Origin of the sequence: Allobosea sp. TWI1241, assembly GCF_039673065.1 — a bacterium.
In the GTDB taxonomy this organism is placed as follows: domain Bacteria; phylum Pseudomonadota; class Alphaproteobacteria; order Rhizobiales; family Beijerinckiaceae; genus Allobosea.
The window spans coordinates 530,646-548,526 of sequence record NZ_JBDJKW010000001.1; the positions used below are offsets into that span (position 1 = coordinate 530,646).

At 71.1% G+C, this 17,881-nt stretch carries 17 protein-coding genes; 5 read left to right on the plus strand and 12 right to left on the minus strand.

Annotated elements, in window-relative coordinates:
* Positions 1-17 precede the first annotated feature (17 nt).
* From ABE438_RS02575 to ABE438_RS02610, 8 genes are all read right to left on the minus strand, one after another.
* Positions 18-662 carry a class II aldolase/adducin family protein gene (locus ABE438_RS02575; RefSeq protein WP_346500888.1) on the minus strand — a complete coding sequence of 215 codons (645 nt, stop codon included), beginning with the start codon at positions 660-662 and terminating at the stop codon, positions 18-20.
* On the minus strand, positions 659-1,768 hold the full coding sequence (gene mtnA, locus ABE438_RS02580; protein ID WP_346500890.1) for an S-methyl-5-thioribose-1-phosphate isomerase: 1,110 nt from the start codon (positions 1,766-1,768) through the stop codon (positions 659-661). The genes ABE438_RS02575 and mtnA overlap by 4 nt, the downstream gene beginning before the upstream one ends.
* Before the next feature lie 7 nt (positions 1,769-1,775).
* Complete coding sequence (locus ABE438_RS02585; protein ID WP_346500891.1) at positions 1,776-2,321, minus strand: adenine phosphoribosyltransferase; 546 nt, start codon at positions 2,319-2,321, stop codon at positions 1,776-1,778.
* 99 nt (positions 2,322-2,420) lie between these two features.
* A complete protein-coding gene (locus ABE438_RS02590) occupies positions 2,421-3,302 on the minus strand; it encodes an S-methyl-5'-thioadenosine phosphorylase (RefSeq protein WP_346500893.1) in 882 nt (293 codons plus the stop codon).
* A gap of 148 nt (positions 3,303-3,450) precedes the next feature.
* Positions 3,451-4,329: a cytochrome c1 gene (locus ABE438_RS02595; RefSeq protein WP_346500895.1), complete on the minus strand. Its 879-nt coding sequence runs from the start codon at positions 4,327-4,329 to the stop codon at positions 3,451-3,453.
* Positions 4,330-4,336: 7 nt separating this feature from the next.
* Positions 4,337-5,608, minus strand: a complete 1,272-nt coding sequence (locus tag ABE438_RS02600; protein ID WP_346500897.1) for a cytochrome b — start codon at positions 5,606-5,608, stop codon at positions 4,337-4,339.
* A 56-nt stretch (positions 5,609-5,664) separates the two neighbouring features.
* Positions 5,665-6,279 (minus strand): ubiquinol-cytochrome c reductase iron-sulfur subunit, encoded by a 615-nt coding sequence (gene petA / locus ABE438_RS02605; protein WP_346500899.1) that lies wholly within the window; start codon positions 6,277-6,279, stop codon positions 5,665-5,667.
* Between the two features lie 151 nt (positions 6,280-6,430).
* Entirely contained in the window at positions 6,431-8,296 is a 1,866-nt protein-coding gene (locus ABE438_RS02610) for an ABC transporter ATP-binding protein (RefSeq protein WP_346500900.1), read from the minus strand.
* 134 nt (positions 8,297-8,430) lie between these two features.
* Between ABE438_RS02610 and ABE438_RS02615 the strand changes: the two genes are divergently transcribed.
* Positions 8,431-8,916 (plus strand): tRNA (cytidine(34)-2'-O)-methyltransferase, encoded by a 486-nt coding sequence (locus ABE438_RS02615; RefSeq protein WP_346500902.1) that lies wholly within the window; start codon positions 8,431-8,433, stop codon positions 8,914-8,916.
* A 38-nt stretch (positions 8,917-8,954) separates the two neighbouring features.
* On the plus strand, positions 8,955-9,842 hold the full coding sequence (gene hemF, locus ABE438_RS02620) for an oxygen-dependent coproporphyrinogen oxidase (protein ID WP_465248544.1): 888 nt from the start codon (positions 8,955-8,957) through the stop codon (positions 9,840-9,842).
* On the opposite strand, the gene ABE438_RS02625 is transcribed toward hemF, so the two are convergent.
* The 4 genes from ABE438_RS02625 to ABE438_RS02640 are packed head-to-tail and all read right to left on the minus strand — an operon-like array spanning position 9,829 to position 12,623.
* On the minus strand, positions 9,829-11,061 hold the full coding sequence (locus ABE438_RS02625; RefSeq protein ID WP_346500906.1) for a CCA tRNA nucleotidyltransferase: 1,233 nt from the start codon (positions 11,059-11,061) through the stop codon (positions 9,829-9,831). The two genes, hemF and ABE438_RS02625, sit on opposite strands and share 14 nt — an antisense overlap.
* A complete protein-coding gene (locus ABE438_RS02630; protein WP_346500907.1) occupies positions 11,054-11,314 on the minus strand; it encodes a DUF6111 family protein in 261 nt (86 codons plus the stop codon). Before ABE438_RS02630 ends, ABE438_RS02625 begins: the two co-directional genes overlap by 8 nt.
* Positions 11,315-11,337: 23 nt before the next feature.
* Positions 11,338-12,000 (minus strand): CoA pyrophosphatase, encoded by a 663-nt coding sequence (locus ABE438_RS02635; RefSeq protein ID WP_346500909.1) that lies wholly within the window; start codon positions 11,998-12,000, stop codon positions 11,338-11,340.
* Positions 12,000-12,623 carry a DUF1285 domain-containing protein gene (locus tag ABE438_RS02640; RefSeq protein WP_465248535.1) on the minus strand — a complete coding sequence of 208 codons (624 nt, stop codon included), beginning with the start codon at positions 12,621-12,623 and terminating at the stop codon, positions 12,000-12,002. The genes ABE438_RS02635 and ABE438_RS02640 overlap by 1 nt, the downstream gene beginning before the upstream one ends.
* Positions 12,624-12,779: 156 nt before the next feature.
* Between ABE438_RS02640 and ABE438_RS02645 the strand changes: the two genes are divergently transcribed.
* From ABE438_RS02645 to ABE438_RS02655, 3 genes are all read left to right on the plus strand, one after another.
* Positions 12,780-13,805: an AAA family ATPase gene (locus tag ABE438_RS02645; RefSeq protein WP_346500913.1), complete on the plus strand. Its 1,026-nt coding sequence runs from the start codon at positions 12,780-12,782 to the stop codon at positions 13,803-13,805.
* 27 nt (positions 13,806-13,832) lie between these two features.
* Complete coding sequence (locus tag ABE438_RS02650) at positions 13,833-14,744, plus strand: DUF58 domain-containing protein (protein ID WP_346500915.1); 912 nt, start codon at positions 13,833-13,835, stop codon at positions 14,742-14,744.
* 175 nt (positions 14,745-14,919) lie between these two features.
* On the plus strand, positions 14,920-17,742 hold the full coding sequence (locus tag ABE438_RS02655) for a DUF4159 domain-containing protein (RefSeq protein ID WP_346500917.1): 2,823 nt from the start codon (positions 14,920-14,922) through the stop codon (positions 17,740-17,742).
* Positions 17,743-17,881 lie beyond the last annotated feature (139 nt).

Below are 17,881 nucleotides of genomic sequence, written 5' to 3' on the forward strand. Positions count from 1 at the left end.
ATGGTTTCCGCTTTCTCTCAGCCCAGCTTGCCGTAGCCGGCGAACCTGGCGGTGACGCGCTCCATCTCCTCCGCGTCGAGGATGGCGGGCTCGAGCCCCGAGGCGAGCAGGTCGAGATACTGCCCCGCCAGGTTCTCGACCTCGGCGACGATGCCGTGCGCGCCGGCCAGCGTGGCGCCGAGCGCGATGACGCCGTGATTGGCGAGCAGAACCGCCTTGCGGCCCTCCAGCGCCTTCACCGCATTGGCCGCCAGCTCCGGCGAGCCGAAGGTGGCGTAGTCGGCGCAGCGCACATCGGCGCCGCCGCAGAGCGCGATCATGTAGTGGAAGGCCGGGATGCCCTTGCGGGCGCAGGACAGCGCGGTGGCGCGTGGTGAATGGGTGTGCACGATCGCCTCGGCGTCGGGCCGCGCCTTGTAGATCTCGGTGTGGAAAGGCCATTCCGACGAGGGCTTGCGCTCGCCGGAGAGCACCTTCCCGTCGAGCGCCAGATGGATCAGGTCCTGCGGGCGCGTTTTGGCATAGGGCAGGCCCGACGGGGTGATCAGCAGCCCGTCGCCGAAGCGCGCCGAGACATTGCCGGATTTCGACGGGCAGTACCCGGCCCTGTCGATCGCCTGCGCCACCTCGACGATGGCTTCTCTCAATGCGGTCTCGGTCATCTGTCCTGCCTCGGGGCATGCTCGGGGAAGAGACGGCGCAGGCCGTCGGAACTGGCGGGCGCGATGCCGCGCTCGGTGATCAGCCCGGTGACGAGCCGGGCCGGCGTGACGTCGAAGGCCGGGTTCGCCGCCGGGCTGCCCGGAGCGACGACCCGGACGAGCGAAGGCTCACCCTCGCCCGCCTGGCCGAGGAGATGCGTCACCTCCTGCGGCGAGCGCTCCTCGATCGGGATCTCGGCGAGCCCGTCGCTCAGGCGCCAGTCGATCGTCGGCGAGGGCAGCGCTACATAAAAGGGCACGCCGTTGTCCTGCGCCGCCAGCGCCTTGAGATAGGTACCGATCTTGTTGGCGACATCGCCGGTCGCCGTGGTGCGGTCGGTGCCAACGATCACCATGTCGACCTTGCCGTGCTGCATCAGGTGCCCGCCGGCATTGTCGACGATCACGGTGTGCGGCACGCCATGGGCGCCGAGCTCATAAGCGGTGAGCGCCGCGCCCTGGTTGCGCGGCCGCGTCTCGTCGACCCAGACATGCACTGACAGCCCGGCATCGTGCGCCCTGTAGATCGGCGCCAGCGCCGTACCCCAATCGACGGTGGCGAGCCAGCCGGCATTGCAATGGGTGAGGATGTTGACCGGCGCTCCGGGAGGCTTGCGTGCCGCCACGGCCGCGATCAGCCCGAGCCCGTGCTCGCCGATCGCCCGGCACAGGGCCACGTCCTCGTCGCAGTTCGCCGCCGCCTCGGCCGCCGCGGCGGCAGGGCGCTCGCGCGGCGGCAGGGGGGCCAGGACATCGCGCATCCGTGCCAGCGCCCAGTGCAGGTTGACCGCGGTCGGCCGCGTCGCGCCGAGGATGGAGAGCGCGTCCGCCAGCGCCGCGTCGCCGGGATCCGCGCGCATCGCCAGGGCGACGCCATGGGCCGCCGTCGCGCCGATCAGCGGCGCACCGCGCACCACCATGGTCGAGATCGCCTCGGCCGCCTCGGCGAGGCTGGCGAGACGGCGCGTCGCGAAGCGGAAGGGCAGCAGCGTCTGGTCGATGACCATGACGGCCGCCCCGCCCTCCTCGGGCCAGATCGTCCGGTAATGGCGCCCCGCGATCCGCATTCGCGCGTCAGTGCCCGTCGAAGGAAACCAGCGTGCGCACCGGCACGCCGAGCCGGCGGATGCGCTCGGCGCCGCCGAGTTCCGGCAGGTCGACGATGAAGCAGGCCGCCACCACCTCGGCGCCGAGCGAGGCGAGCAGTTTCACGGCGCCTTCGGCCGTGCCGCCCGTCGCCACCAGATCGTCGACCAGCAGCACGCGCTCGCCGCGGGCCACCGCGTCGCGATGCACCTCGATCTCGTCGGTTCCGTATTCGAGCGCATAGCTCATGCTGACCGTCTCGTGCGGCAGCTTGCCCTTCTTGCGCACCGGCACGAAGCCGGCCGAGAGCTGATGCGCCACGGCGCCGCCGAGGATGAAGCCGCGCGCCTCGATGCCGGCGATCTTGGCGATCTTCAGCCCGGCGAAGGGCTGGACCAGTTCGTCCACGGCGCGGCGGAAAGCCCTCGCGTCGCCGAGCAGCGTGGTGATGTCGCGGAACTGGATGCCCGGCTTCGGATAGTCGGGAATCGTCCGGATCGCATTCTTCAGATCGGCGAGCGCGCTGCGGTCCATCACAGGGTATCCATCGGCTGGGGCGTCTCTCTTAGAGCCAATCCCGGCGCGATGGAAACGCCGCAGACGCCGACCGGCCGCGATACCGGCCAGTGCGGCTCAGCTCCGCCCCGCCAGCACCCGGCCCGCGACCGCGTCGAGCTTCGCCAGCAGCGCCGGGTCGCGATGCTCCGGCGCGGTGACGATCGCGAAGTCGAGCGCCGTGTGGGAGCCCGCCGGACAGGGCTCGCGCTCCGCGGGGAAGTCGCGGGCCAGCCGCGCCACCAGCCGGCGCGCCTTGTCGGCATTGGCGTGCAGCACGGCGATGACCGCGGCGACGTCGACTGCCGCATGCTCCTCGTGCCAGCAGTCATAGTCCGTCACCATCGCGACCGTCGCATAGGTGATCTCGGCCTCGCGGGCGAGCTTGGCCTCCGGCATCGCGGTCATGCCGATCAGGTCGTAACCGAGGGCCTTGTAGGTCAGCGATTCCGCCCGCGTCGAGAACTGCGGGCCTTCCATGGTGACCAGCGTCCCGCCCTTGACGAAGGGCAGCGCCTCGGCGCTCGCCGCCTCCGCCAGCCGCTCCTGCAGGCGCGGGCCGACCGGATGGGCCAGCGAGACATGGGCGACGCAGCCCTTGCCGAAGAAGGAGCTCGCCCGGCCGGCGGTGCGGTCGACGAACTGGTCGACCAGCACCAGAAGCCCCGGATAGAGCTCGGCTTTGTAGGAGCCGCAGGCCGAGAGCGAGACGAGATCGGTCACCCCCGCGCGCTTCAGCACGTCGATATTGGCGCGATAATTGATCTCGGAGGGCGGGATCGCATGGCCACGGCCATGGCGCGGCAGGAAGACGATCTTGGTCTGCCCCATCCGCCCGATGCGCAGCACGTCGGAGGGCTCGCCCCAGGGGCTCTCGATCCGCTCCTCGCGCAGCTCGCTCAAGCCGGGCAGGTCGTAGATGCCCGACCCGCCGATGATGCCTAGAACCGCCTCAGCCATCGTCCACCCTTCCCGCAACACGTCACCGACCAGGATCGGAAGTTTGTGACGGGCGTGCAATCGCCCGGCCCCGCTCGATCCGTCACCGCCCAAAAAAGAAGGGCCCCGTCACCGGGGCCCTCGTCGAAATGCGCGCGTCACGGCTGGCTCAGTGAGCCGCGCCCTGGCCCGGCATGCGCGACCACACCTTCTTCTTGGTGTAGTAGAGCAGCCCCGCGAAGATCATCAGGAAGAGCATGACCTGCAGGCCGAGGCGCTTGCGGGCCTCGAGATGCGGCTCGGCCGCCCAGACCATGAAGGCCGTGACGTCCTTGGCGTACTGCGCCGCCGTCTCCGGAACCTGAGCGGTGCCGTCCGGCCCCTTCGGATACTCGACCTGCCCGTCATTGAGCGGGTTCGGCATCGCGAGCAGATGGCCCGGCATATAGGTGTTGTAGTTCTGGCCCGGCAGCAACGTGGTGCCGGCCGGCGGCTCGGTGTAGCCGGTCAGCAGCGCCTTGACGTAGTCCGGCCCCTGCTCCTGGTACTGGGTGAAGATGTCGAAGACGAACCAGGGGAAGCCGCGCTCATAGGTGCGGGCCTTGGCCAGCATCGACAGGTCCGGCGGATAGGCGCCGCCATTGGCGGCGCGGGCTGCCATCTCGTTCGGGAACGGCGACGGGAACGCGTCGGCCGGGCGGCCGGGCCGCTCGAACATCTCGCCCTGCTCGTTCGGGCCGTCCTTGATCTGGTAGGTCGCGGCCAGCGCCTGCACCTGCGAGGCGGTGAACTCCGGCCCGCCCGGCTGCGACAGGTTGCGGAAGCGCACCATGCTCATCGCATGGCAGCTCGCGCAGACTTCCTTGGCGACCTTGAAGCCGCGCTGCAGCTGCGCGCGGTCGAACTTGCCGAACGGGCCGGAGAAGGACCAGGTCTCGCGCGGCGGGTTGATGCGATCGCCGGCGGCCGAGGCCGGGCCGGTGAAGGCGGCGATCGAGAGGCCCGCGGCCATGGCCGCGACGGAAAGGCGGAGCGACATCTTGCTCATGGTCTCGTCAGCCCTTGGACTGCGGTTCGGCGGCGGTGGCGGCGGCGATGCGCGCCCCCGAGCCGCTCAGAACGCTATCGGCGATGGAGGTGGGCAGCGGCGCGGGCCGCTCGAAGATTCCGATCACCGCAAGCGCCACGAAGTAACCGAAATACAGCACCGTGAAGATCTGCGAGGCGATGACGTAGCCGCCCTCGGCCGGCATGGCGCCGAGATAGCCCAGGCCGATGCAGACGATGACGAAGGCCCAGAAGAACTGGCGGGCGATCGGGCGGTAGGTCATCGACTTGACCTTGGAGGTGTCGAGCCAGGGCAGGAAGGCCAGCACGACGATCGCGGAGCCCATGGCGATGACGCCGCCGAGCTTGTCCGGGATGGCGCGCAGGATCGCATAGAAGGGCAGGAAGTACCATTCCGGCACGATATGCGCAGGCGTCGCCGCCGGGTTCGCCGGGATGTAGTTGTCGGCGTGGCCGAGATAGTTCGGCTGGTAGAAGACGAAATAGGCGAACAGGATCATGAAGCAGACCATGCCGAACACGTCCTTGACCGTCGCATAGGGCGTGAACGGGACGGTGTCCTTGGCGTAGTCCTTCACCTCGACGCCGGTCGGGTTGTTCTGGCCGACATGATGCAGCGCCCAGATGTGCAGCACGACCACGCCGAAGATCATGAACGGCAGCAGGTAGTGCAGGGCGAAGAAGCGGTTCAGCGTCGGATTGTCGACCGAGTAACCGCCCCAGAGGAAGGTCACGATCGTCTCGCCGACCACCGGAATGGCCGAGAACAGGTTGGTGATGACGGTAGCGCCCCAGAAGGACATCTGGCCCCAGGGCAGCACGTAGCCCATGAACGCCGTCGCCATCATCAGCAGGAAGATGACCACGCCGAGGATCCACAGCACCTCGCGCGGCGCCTTGTACGAGCCGTAGTACAGGCCGCGGAACATGTGGATGTAGACCGCGATGAAGAACATCGAGGCGCCGTTGGCGTGCAGGTAGCGCAGCAGCCAGCCATAGTTCACGTCGCGCATGATGTGCTCGACGGAGTTGAACGCCATCGCGGCGTTCGGCGTGTAGTGCATCGTCAGCACGATGCCGGTGATGATCTGCGCCACCAGCATGAACACGAGGATGCCGCCGAAGGTCCACAGATAGTTGAGATTGCGCGGCACCGGATAGGACACCGCCGAGTCATGCGTCAGCCGCACGATCGGCAGGCGCGCATCGAGCCAGCGCTCGATCCCCGTCTTCGGTTGATAGGTGCTGTGACCGCTCATACTGCTCGCCTCAAGCTCTCATGATTCCGCGCGATGCCGACTTCCGCTACCGGAGCTCAGCCGATCTTGATCTTGGTGTCAGCGGTGAACGCGTAGGGCGGCACCGGCAGGTTCAGGGGAGCCGGGCCCTTGCGGATGCGGCCGGACGAATCGTAGTGCGAACCGTGGCAGGGGCAGAACCAGCCGTCGAAATCGCCCTTCGGGTCGCCGGGCGCATTGCCGAGCGGCACGCAGCCGAGATGGGTGCAGTTGCCATAGACCACCAGGAACTGCTCGTGGCCGGCCTTGACGCGGTCGGCGTCGGCCTGCGGGTCCGGCAGGGTCGCGACGTTGACGGCGCGCGCCTCGTCGATCTCCTTCTTGGTGCGGTGACGCACGAAGATCAGCTTGCCGCGCCAGAACAGCTTGATCGCCTGGCCTTCCGCGATCGGGGCCAGATCGAGGTCGATCGGTGCGCCGGCGGCGACGGTCTGCGCGTCGGGGGCGAGCTGGCTGACCAGCGGCACCAGGACGGCGCCCGCACCGACGACGCCGGCGGCGGCGGTGGTCAGCATCAGAAAGTCGCGGCGGGTGGGTTCGGTGCCAGTGCTATCGGTCGCGTGCGCCACGATCCTGTTCCCTGCTCGGCCGCCGGCGCTCACGGCCGGCTGAATAACGACATGCGTCCGCATAGGACGCGCGCCACCCTCCCCTGCGGGACAGGCGTCGCCTGCGCGCTCTTTGACATGCAGTTTTGTCGAAGTCTACTGTTGCTCGCGCCGCATGCACCTGCATTAGCGCCGCAGGTGCCGGAGACCGCGCCAGCCCCGACGCAGCCGGGCTTCAGGCCGGCGTCGCCTCGGCATCCGAGAGCGCCAGGAACCCGCCCGACTGCCGCGCCCAGAGCCGCGCATAGAGCCCGCCGCGGGCCACCAACTCGGCATGCGTGCCCATGTCGACGATCCGGCCCTTGTCGAGCACGATCAGCCGGTCGAGCTCGGCGATGGTGGAGAGCCGGTGCGCGATGGCGATGACCGTCTTGCCCTCCATCAGCAAGGCGAGCTGCGCCTGGATCTCCGCCTCCACCTCCGAATCGAGCGCCGAGGTCGCCTCGTCGAGAATCAGGATGGGCGCGTCCTTCAGCAGCACGCGGGCGATGGCGATGCGCTGGCGCTGCCCGCCGGAGAGCTTCACGCCGCGTTCGCCGACCCGCGACTCGAAGCCGGTGCGCCCGTCCTGGTCGGTGAGGCCGAGGACAAAGTCGTGCGCCGCGGCCTGCCGCGCCGCCGCCGCCACCTCCTCCGCGCTCGCCCCGGCCCGGCCATAGGCGATATTGTCGCCGATCGAGCGGTGCAGCAGCGAGTTGTCCTGCGTGACCATGCCGATTTGCGCCCGCAGCGATTCCTGCGAGACCTGGGCGATGTCCTGCCCGTCGATCACGATGCGGCCGCCATCGAGCGGGTAGAGCCGCAGCAGCAGGTTGACCAGCGTCGACTTGCCGGCGCCCGAGGGGCCGACGAGGCCGATCTTCTCGCCGGGCCGGATCGTCAGATCGAGCCCCTCGAACAGGCCGCTCGGCCGGCCGTAGTTGAAGCGCACCTGCTCGAAGCGCACCCCGCCCTGGCGGACCTCGAGCGCCCTGGCGCCCGGCGGATCTGCGAGATCGTGCGGGCGCGCGATGGTCTCCATGCTCTCCTGCACCGAGCCGATGTTCTCGAACACGCCGCGCACCAGATGGATCAGCCAGGTCGACATCGTCACCAGCCGCAGCACCAGGCCGATCGCGGCCGCGACTCCGCCCGGTGTCATCGCGCCCTGGCTCCAGAGCTGCAGGCTCAGCGCCGCGATCGCGACGATCAGCAAGCTGTTCATCGTCTGCAGGATGACGCTGACGCCGGTGATCAGCCGCGACAGGTCAAGGAAGGCTGCGTTCCAACGCGTCAGCGCCTCGCGCACGGCCGAGCGCTCGGCGTCGGCGCGGGCGAAGAGCTTCACCGTCAGGATGTTGGTGTAGGCATCGACCACACGGCCGGTGGTCGCCGAGCGACCATGCGAATTGGCCTCGGAGCGGCGCTTGGCCCGCGGCACGAAATAGACCAGCAGCGCCACATAGCCGGCGAGCCAGACCAGCACCGGCAGAGCCAGCCACGGGCTGGTCGAGCCGAAGAAACCGATCGCCACCGAGGCGAAGACCAGCGCGTACCAGAGATCGTCGATGACCTCGATGGTGGCGCCGCGGATCGCCTGCCCGGTCTGGATCACCCGCGAGGACAGACGGCCGGCGAAATCGTTCTGGAAATAGGAGAGCGCGTGTCCGAGCGTGTAGACATGGTTGCGCCAGCGGATCTGGTTGGTGATCTGCGGCACCACGACCTGGTCGACGATGGCGTGGTTGACGAAATAGACCAGCGGCCGCACCACCACGATCAGGAAGGCTGCGCCCGCGAGCAGCCAGCCATGCGAGGCGAAGACCTCCTGCGGCGAATGCGAGCTCAGCAGGTCGACGAACCACCCGACCATCAGGTAGAGCGCCGCCTCGATGCCGCTGAAGGCGAGGCCGGACAGCATGATCAGCACCAGCCAGGACTTCACGCCCTTGATGTGGTGCCACATGAAGGCGAACACGCCGCGCGGCGGCGTCTCGCGCTCGTCGAAGGGCGCGAAGACGTCGATCCGGCTTTCGAGGAAGCGGAAGAGCGGTGCGAACATCGAGACAGGCGCCCTCCCGGGGCAGCGGCGCGCAGAACGGCAGGCACGCTATATGGGCCCCCTGACACGGCAAGGCCAGAGCATGGCATCCGCCCGATTTGACCGCGGCCAGTCCCCCGGCGCATGACGCGGCCATGCTGCGCCTCGCCCTCTTCCAGCCGGACATCCCGCAGAACACCGGCACGATGATCCGCATGGCCGCCTGTCTCGGGCTGGGCGTCGACATCGTCGAGCCGGCGGCGTTCGACGTGTCCGATCGCAATTTCCGCCGCTCCGGCATGGACTATCTCGCCCGCGCCGCCGTCGCCCGTCACGCTTCCTTCGCCGCCTTCGAGCGCTGGCGCACGGCCGGCGGGCAGAGGCTCATCCTGGCCGAGACCGATGGCGCGACCGCCCATGTCGACTTCGCCTTCCGGCCGGGCGACATCGTCATGGTCGGGCGCGAATCGGCCGGCGTCACGCCGGAGGTCTACGCCGCGGCCGATGCCAGCGTGCGGGTGCCGATGCGCCCGGAGGTGCGATCCCTCAATGTCGCGCTCGCCGCGGCGATGGTAATGGGCGAGGCGCTGCGGCAGCTCGGCGGCTTCGCGCCGCCCGCCATGACGGAAGGAAGCGAGTGATGGACGACAGCCGCGACAGGCCTGCGAGCGGGGAGGCCATGGCCCTGGCCGAAGCGATGAAGCCGCGCGCCAGCGCCTGGTTCGCGACGCTGCGCGATCGGATCTGCGCTGTCTTCGAGCAGATCGAGGATGAGGCGACGGGCCCCTTCCCGCCCGAGACCGATCGCCCGGGCCGCTTCGTGCGCACTCCCTGGCAGCGCACCAACCATGACGGCGCGCCGGGCGGCGGCGGCGTCATGGCGATGATGACCGGCCGCGTCTTCGAGAAGGTCGGCGTCCACGTCTCGACGGTGCATGGCAGCTTCGCGCCGGAGTTCGCCGCGCAGATTCCCGGCGCGGCCGAGGATCCGCGCTTCCACGCCACCGGCATCTCGCTGATCGCCCATCCCTGGAACCCGCACGCGCCGACCGTGCACATGAACACGCGCTTCGTCGTGACGACCAAGCCCTGGTTCGGCGGCGGCGCCGACCTGACCCCCGTGCTGGAGCACCGGCGCACGCAGGAGGACCCCGACGCGCAGGCCTTCCACGCCGCGATGCGCGCACCCTGCGAGGCCCATGCCGGCGTCGCAGACTATGCGCGCTTCAAGACCTGGTGCGACGAGTACTTCTTCCTGAAGCATCGCGGCGAGCCGCGCGGCATCGGCGGCATCTTCTACGATTATGTCTGGTCGGGCGATCCGGAGGCCGATCTCGCCTTCACCCGGGCGGTCGGCGAGGCCTTCCTCGCGAGCTATCCGGCGATCCTGCGCGCCAACATGGCGACGCCCTGGACCGAGGCCGACCGGCACGAGCAGCAGGTGCGGCGCGGCCGCTATGTCGAGTTCAACCTGCTCTACGACCGCGGCACCATCTTCGGCCTCCGGACCGGCGGCAACGTCGCCTCGATCCTGTCCTCGATGCCGCCGACCGTCAGGTGGCCGTGAGCGCCACAGCCTCGGCGAGCAGCGCCAGCTGAGCCTCACGCCCGGCCGGGCAATCTGCGGCGATCCAGGCTGCGCGCGCCGCCGCCAGCGCCCGGCCGACCTCGGGGCCGGGCGGCACGCCCAGCGCCAGCACGTCCTTGCCCCTGGGCAGGAAGGGCGGCGTCCGCGCCAGCGCCGCGATCAGATTTTCAACCGGCCCGGCCTCACGCCCGCCGGCGCCGATCAGCACCAGCGCAGCCGCCGTCCCGTCGCGTCCGAAGCGGGTGGCGGCCATGCGGATCGCGGCGATTTCCGGCAGGGCCGCCCGTCCCGACAGCGCCTCCAGCGCGCCAGCGATGGCGGCGATGCGCTCGGCCTCCTCGTTGGAGAGGCGCAGATGCGCGCGCAGGGCCTCGGCGTCCTCCAGCGTCGCGACGGCCAGGGCGGCGAGGCGGAAGGCGGGATGGACGCCCTCGCCCGGCTCCTCGGCGATGGCGGCGAAACGCGTCAGACGCGGTACACGGCCGATGACCGGCATCAGCAGCCCGGCACCGGCCATGGCCTGGAGCGTCGCCACCGCGCCCGGCGCGACGAGGAGCTTCAGCGTCTCGGCCCGCACCCGCTCGCGCGACAGGCCAGACAGCCCGGCGCGGCCGGCAATGCAGGCGGCGAGCCCTTCAGGATCGGGCGCGCCGGCGCCATAGCGCGCATGGAAGCGGAAGAAGCGCAGGATGCGTAGATAATCCTCGGCGATGCGCTGCGAGGCCTCGCCGATGAAACGCAGGCGCCGCGCCGCCAGATCGGCGAGTCCATCGGCATAATCGTGCAGCCCGCCATCGGCATCGAGGCCGAGCGCGTTGATGGTGAAGTCCCGCCGCAGCGCGTCTTCGCGGAAATCGCGACCGAAGGCGACGACGGCATGCCGCCCGTCGGTCTCGAGATCGCGCCGCAGCGTCGTAACCTCGACCGGCACGCCCTCGGCCACCACCGTCACCGTGCCATGGGCGAGCCCGGTCGGCACCGGCTTCAGCCCCGCCGCCCTGGCGCGCCGCATCACCTCCTCCGGCAGAGCCGTGGTGGCGATGTCGATGTCGGCGACCGGCTCGCCGAGCAGCGCGTTGCGGACGGCCCCGCCGACGAGCCGCGCCGCCTCGCCGTCGCGGCAGAGCATGGCGAGGACGGCGGCGACCTCGGGACGGGCCAGCAGCGCGGCGAGGCGCGCGGCCTGCGCCTCAGTCATCGAACTGGCCCTGGATCAGCCGGCCGTTCTCGACATGGGGCGGCACGAAGGCGCCCTTGTGCCGCGGCGCGACCAGGCCGCTGTAGATGAAGAAGGCGATGCCGAGCACGAGGCCGAGCGTGGAGAGCCAGAACAGGTGCCCGCTCCACGCCTCGACGCGGAAGGGATTGCGGCGGCGGACGATGAGATAGCCGGCGAAGACGCAGAAGGGCAGGACGAAGAGGAGGATTTCCTCGATCAGCGTGCGGACCATCGACCTGCCAGTTCTGCGAAGGATCAGCCGGCGAGACGCTCGTAGAGGTTGCGGATCATGCCGGCCGTTGCCCCCCAGATATAGCGGTCGCCATGCGGCATCGCATAGTAGCTGCGATAGCGGCCTTTCCACTCACGCCCGTGGCGCTGATGGTTCGCCGGGTCGAGCAGGAAGGCGAGCGGCGTTTCGAAGGCCTCGTCGACCTCATGCGGGTTGAGCGTGAGGTCGAGCGGCGGCTCGACCAGCCCGACCACCGGCGTGACGCGATAGCCGGTCCCGGTCAGATACGCGTCGAGATAGCCGACGGTGCGCACCCGCTCCGGCGCGAGGCCGATCTCCTCCTGGGCCTCGCGCAGCGCCGCGACCAGCGGCGAGCCATCGACCGCGTCGATGCGGCCGCCGGGAAAGGCGATCTGTGCCGAATGCGCCCGCAGCGCCGCCGACCGCTGGGTCAGCAGCATGGTCGGCCCCTCCTTGCGCAGCACGATCGGCACCAGCACCGCCGCCTCGATCGCGCTCGCCTCGTCGGGGATCTCCACCGGTCCTTCCTGCAGGTCGTGGTCGCCGCGCGGCCGCGCGATCAGGTCGCCCGGTGCCGGCGGCGCCTCGCGCAGATGGCCGGCGAGGATGCGCGGAATGTCGGCGGCCGACCAGTCGCGGCCCGGCAGCAGGAGGCCGCGCGCCATCAGGCCTCTCCGCCTTCACCGCCCAACTCGGCTGCCGGTGCGACGATATGGAACAGGCCGCCGGCCGCAACGCCGAACTGCGCCTCGCCGTCGATGCCGCGCTCTTCGCCGAGCGCCAGCAGATCGTAAGTCAGCGCCCGCGTCACCCTGGCCCACAGCCCGCGCCGGACGTGAACGTAGGGCGTGACGCCGTCGCCACGCGACCGCTCGAAGCGCAGCGCATGCTCCGGCCCGACCGTCACCAGATCGTCGACCTGGGTGCGGAACAGGATGCGGCGACCGTCGCCCTCGCCCTCGACCGCCATCTCGACCGCCTGGAACGGCGCATCCTCGACCGTGATCCCGACCTTCTCGACCGGCGTCACCAGGAAATAGCCGTCGCCCTCCCGCTTCAATACCGAAGAGAAGAGCTTGACCAGCGCCGGCCGGCCGATCGGCGTGCCGAGATAGAACCAGGTGCCGTCGCGGGTGATGCGCATGTCGAGATCGCCGCAGAAGGGCGGGTTCCAGCGTTCGACCGGCGGCAGGCCGCGCCGCTTCGCCCCGGCCAGCGAGCCGAGCAGCCTGTCCATCGCGGAAGCGCCGTCCGTCATCGTGAGAATGCCCTTTCCCCGGCGCGGCACGCCGGTTGCTTCGTGATCTCGCCTTGAACTCTACATAATCGTGAAGCGGAGTGTTGTGCAGCGCTTGCCCCTGCCTCTTGAGCGCGCGCATACCGGACGCCACAGTCGGACACCCGACATCATCGCCTCGCGCAGGCGACCCCGAAGGAGATCGCCATGGCGGCGCAAGCCCGTGCCCAGAAGGATGCCGACGCCCCGATCGACCTCGACAGCGGCGTCGTCGAGGCGGCGGAAGCGGCGCTCGCGGCCATCGGCGCGGCCCGCACCGAGATCGGCCGGGTGATCTTCGGCCAGCAGGAGGTGGTCGACCTCTCGCTGATCACGCTGCTCGCCGGCGGCCACGGCCTGCTGGTCGGCGTGCCGGGCCTGGCCAAGACAAAGCTCGTCGAGGCGATGGGCACGGTGCTCGGCCTCTCGGCCCGGCGCGTGCAGTTCACGCCCGATCTGATGCCCTCCGACATTCTCGGCTCCGAGGTGCTCGACGAAAGCGCCGACGGCAAGCGCCATTTCCGCTTCATCCGCGGCCCGGTCTTCGCGCAGTTGCTGATGGCGGACGAGATCAACCGCGCCAGTCCGCGCACCCAGTCGGCGCTGCTGCAGGCGATGCAGGAGCACCACGTCACCGTCGCCGGCGAGCGCCACGACCTGCCTGCGCCCTTCCACGTCCTCGCCACCCAGAACCCGATCGAGCAGGAGGGCACCTATCCGCTGCCCGAGGCCCAGCTCGACCGCTTCCTGCTCCAGATCGATGTCGGCTATCCCGACCGCGAGGCCGAGCGGCGCATCCTGCTCGAGACCACCGGCTCCGGCGACCACCAGCCCGCGGCGGCGATGAGCGCCGAGACGCTGATGTCGACGCAGCGGCTGGTGCGGCGGCTGCCGGTCGGCGAGGCGGTGGTCGATGCGATCCTCGACCTCGTGCGCTCGGCGCGCCCCGGCGACGGCGACGCCGCGATCACCGGCAAGCTCGCCTGGGGCCCCGGACCGCGCGCCAGCCAGGCACTGACGCTGGCGGCGAGAGCCCGCGCGCTGGTGCAGGGCAGGCTCGCCCCCTCGGTCGACGACGTCGCGGCCCTCGCCGAGCCGGTGCTGAAGCATCGTATCGCGCTGACCTTCGCGGCCCGCGCCGATGGCGAGACCATCGAGGGCGTGATCGGCAGGCTGGTGGAACGGCTCGGATGAGGCGGCGCGCGGGATGAGGACACACTGATGCTGCGAACGCGCGTCCTCGGCCCCGCCGAACGCCTGCCCTCGCGGCCGGTCGTCGAATCCTCGCTCGATCTCGCGGCACGCCTGCCCCGGCTGGTGCTGGAGGCGCGGCGCGTCTCGGCCAGCGTGCACGGCATCCATGGCCGCCGGCGCTCCGGACCCGGCGAGACCTTCTGGCAGTACCGGCCGCTGGTCACGGGCGAATCCGCCGCGCGGATCGACTGGCGCCGCTCCGCCCGCGACGGCCATCTCTTCGTGCGCGAGCGCGAATGGGAGGCCTCGCACGCGATCTGGCTCTGGATCGACCGCTCCGCCTCGATGGGCTTTTCCTCCTCGCTGGCCCAGGCGAGCAAGATCGACCGCGCGCTGGTCGCAGGGCTCTCGCTCGCCGAGACGCTGGTCGAGGGCGGCGAGCGCGTCGGGCATCTCGGCCTGACGCGGCCGGTCGCCTCCCGGCGGATCATCGAGCTCCTGGCCCAGGCGATCGCCGCGGACCGTGCCGGCGGCGAGGCCGACCTGCCGCCCGCCGCGCCGCTGCCGCGCCTCGCCGAGGCGATCCTGATAACCGACGGGTTGACGCCTGCCGATGGGCTCGCCCGGCGCATCGCCGCCATGGCGAGCGCCGGCGCGCGCGGCCATGTCCTGCTCATCGCCGATCCGATCGAGGAAACCTTCCCCTTCTCCGGCCAGGCCGAGCTGTTCGATCTCGAGGACGGGGTGTCGCTGCGCGTCGGCGACGCCGCCGCCTGGGGCGAGGATTACCGCAACCGCCTCGCCGCCCATCGCGAGACCATCCGCGCCGCCTGCCGCCAGCTCGGCTGGACGCTGACACTGCACCGGACCGACCGGCCGGCCAGCGAAGGCGTTCTGCGCGTCGCCAGCCTGATCACCGCGGCACGGGGGCACGGATGATGGTCGCGTTGTCCCATAGCAGCAGCGTCATGCCGGAACGTCGCGGAGCGAGGAACCCGGCTCCGACGACCGGGCACGATGCGCCCGGCCCGGCCATGCCGCGCTCGCCCGGTCATGCGGTCCGGGCTCGCCGCTGCGGCCTGCGCCGGAACGACGCCGGAGCGGGGACCGCATCATGCTGAGCGCCCTGCCCTTCGCCTTTTCCGCGCCGCTCGCCCTGGCCGCGCTGGCCTTGCTGCCGGCGCTCTGGCTGATCCTGCGCGTCACGCCGCCCCGGCCGCGGCGGATCGACTTCCCGCCGCTGAAGATCATGCTCGACCTGATCCCGAAGCGGGAAACGCCGTCGAAGACGCCCTGGTGGCTGCTGGCTCTGCGCATGGCGATCGCCGCCCTGGCGATCCTCGCCGTCGCCGGCCCCGTCCTCAACGCCCCGCGCGAGGGCGCGGCGCTGCGCGGCCCGCTGCTGCTGCTCGTCGACAACGGCTTCGGAGCCGCCACCGACTGGCCCCAGCGCATCGCCATCGCCGAGAGCCGCATCGCCGCCGCCGCGCGCGAGGGCCGGCCGGTCGCGCTGGTCGGCCTGGTCGAGCCGCCGGCCGAGATCGCGCTCGCCCAGCCGCGCGCCGCGCTCGAGCGGCTGGGCGCCTTCGCCCTGCAGCCGCATGCGCCGGACCGCGCCGCGCATCTCGCCCGGCTCGAGGCCTTCTGGCGGGCGCAGCCCCAGGCCGAGACGGTCTGGATCGCCGACGGGCTGGGCTTCGGCGGCGACGCCGATCTGCTCGCCCGCCTGCGGCAGGAGGCCGATGCCGGCCGCCTCGCCATCCACACCGCTCTCGCCGACCAGCTGATGCTCGCCGCGCCGGAGAACCTCGCCGGCGCGCTCAGCGTGCGCGTCTTGCGGCCGGCCGGCACAGGTGTGACGGACGGCCAGGTCCGCGCGCTCGACCTCAAGGGCCTGCCGCTGGGCGAGGCCGCCTTCGCCTTCGCCCCCGGCGAGACCGAGACCAGCGCGCGCCTCACCCTGCCGATCGAGGTGCGCAACGCCGTCTCGCGCCTCGACGTCACCGGCGAGCGCAGTGCGGGCGCCGTCGCCCTGCTCGACGACCGCGCCAAGCGCCGCCGCGTCGGCATCGTCTCCGGCGCCACGGCCGACACCGCCCAGCCGCTGCTCTCGCCAACCTACTATCTGTCGCGGGCCCTGGCGCCCTTCGCCGAGATTCGCGAGCCGCGCCCGGGCTCGACCGACCCGGTCGGCGAATTGCTGGCGCAGAACCTGTCGGTGCTGGTGCTGGCCGATATCGGCGCGCTCGACCGCGAGACGGCCGAGACCATCGAGGCCTTCATCGAGCGCGGCGGCGTGCTGCTGCGCTTCGCCGGTCCGCGCCTCGCCGCGGCGGCCGACGAGCTGACCCCGGTCCGGCTGCGCCGCGGCGGCCGCACGCTCGGCGGCGGCCTCTCCTGGGAGCAGCCGCGCAAGCTTGCCACCTTCAGCCGCGAGAGCCCGTTCCACGGCGCGGAGATCGGCGAGGACATCCGCGTCAACCGCCAGATCCTGGCCGAGCCGGAGCCCGATCTCGCCCGCAAGACCTGGGCGGCGCTGGAGGACGGCACCCCCGTCGTCACCGGCGAGCGGCGCGGCAACGGCGTGCTTGCCATGGTCCACGTCACCGCCGACACCACCTGGTCGAACCTGCCGCTCTCCGGCCTCTTCGTCGAGATGCTGCGCCGGGTGGTCGCGCTCTCGGGCACCGAGGCGGCCGAGGCGCAGGACGGCGACGCCCGCGCCGAGACGCTCTCGCCCGCCCGCGTGCTCGACGGCCACGGCGTGTTCCGCGCCCCGCCGCCGACCGCCCAGCCGGTGCGACGCGACCATACCGGCCGCGCCACCCTCGCCCACCCGCCCGGGCTCTACGGCCCGACCGACGGATCGCTCGCCGTGAACGCCCTCGCCCCCGACGACAGGCCCGTCGCCATCGACCTCGCGGCGCTCGGCGCCCCGCTGCTGCCGGTCGACCAGCCGGTGGCAAAGGACCTGCGCCCGCTGCTGCTGGTGCTCGCCCTCGTGCTGCTGGTGATCGATACGCTGGCCACGCTCTGGCTCGGCGGCCGCCTCGGCCGGCTGCGCCCGCGCCGGGCCGCGTCGGCGGCGATCCTGCTGGTGGCGCTCGGCCTCATCGCCCTGACGGGCGCTATCCCACAGGCCTTTGCGCAACCGGTTCCGGCCGCGCCCGAGGACACCCGCCCGCCGATCCCGCGCGAGCTGGTCGCGGCCGGCTCCGCGACGCGGCTGGCCTATGTCGTCACCGGCGACGCGTCCGTCGACGAGATGTCGCGGGCCGGGCTCGACGGGCTCAACCTCGTGCTCGGCGCGCGCACCGCGCTGGTGCCGGGCGCGCCGATGGGCGTCGACGCCGCGCGCGACGAACTGGCCTTCTACCCGATCCTCTACTGGCCCGTGGTCGCCGGCCGCCCCCTGCCCTCGGCCGAGACGCTGCGCAAGCTCGACGCCTATATGAAGGGCGGCGGGTTGGTGATCTTCGACACGCGCGACGCGATGAGCATCCGCCCAAGCGGCGCGACCACGCCCGAGGGCGAGCAGCTGCGCCGCATGCTGCGCACGCTCGACGTGCCGGAGCTGGAGCCGGTGCCGCGCGACCATGTGCTGACCAAGACCTTCTACATCCTCGACAGCTTCGTCGGCCGCTACGACAGCGGCACGACCTGGGTCGAGATGCTGCCGCCGGCGGGCGAGGACGGCCGCCGCCCGGCCCGCGCCGGCGACAGCGTCTCGCCGATCGTGATCACCTCGAACGACCTCGCCTCGGCCTGGGCCGTCGGCCGCCGCGGCGAACCGCTGGTGGCGATGTCCGGCAGCGATCCGCGCCAGCGCGAAATGGCGCTGCGCGCCGGGGTCAACCTCGTGATGTACGCCCTCACCGGTAACTACAAGGCGGACCAGGTCCATGTTCCGGCCCTGCTCGAAAGGCTCGGCCAATGAGGAGGCTCCATCGCCATCATTGCGGAGCGACGCCAAGCGGCGCGACCCGACCGCGAGCCCATGACGGCACGGTAGAACCATGCGGCCGGCGCAGCATCCTCGCCATGCGACTGCGTGGTCATGGTTTCCAGGCTCGGCC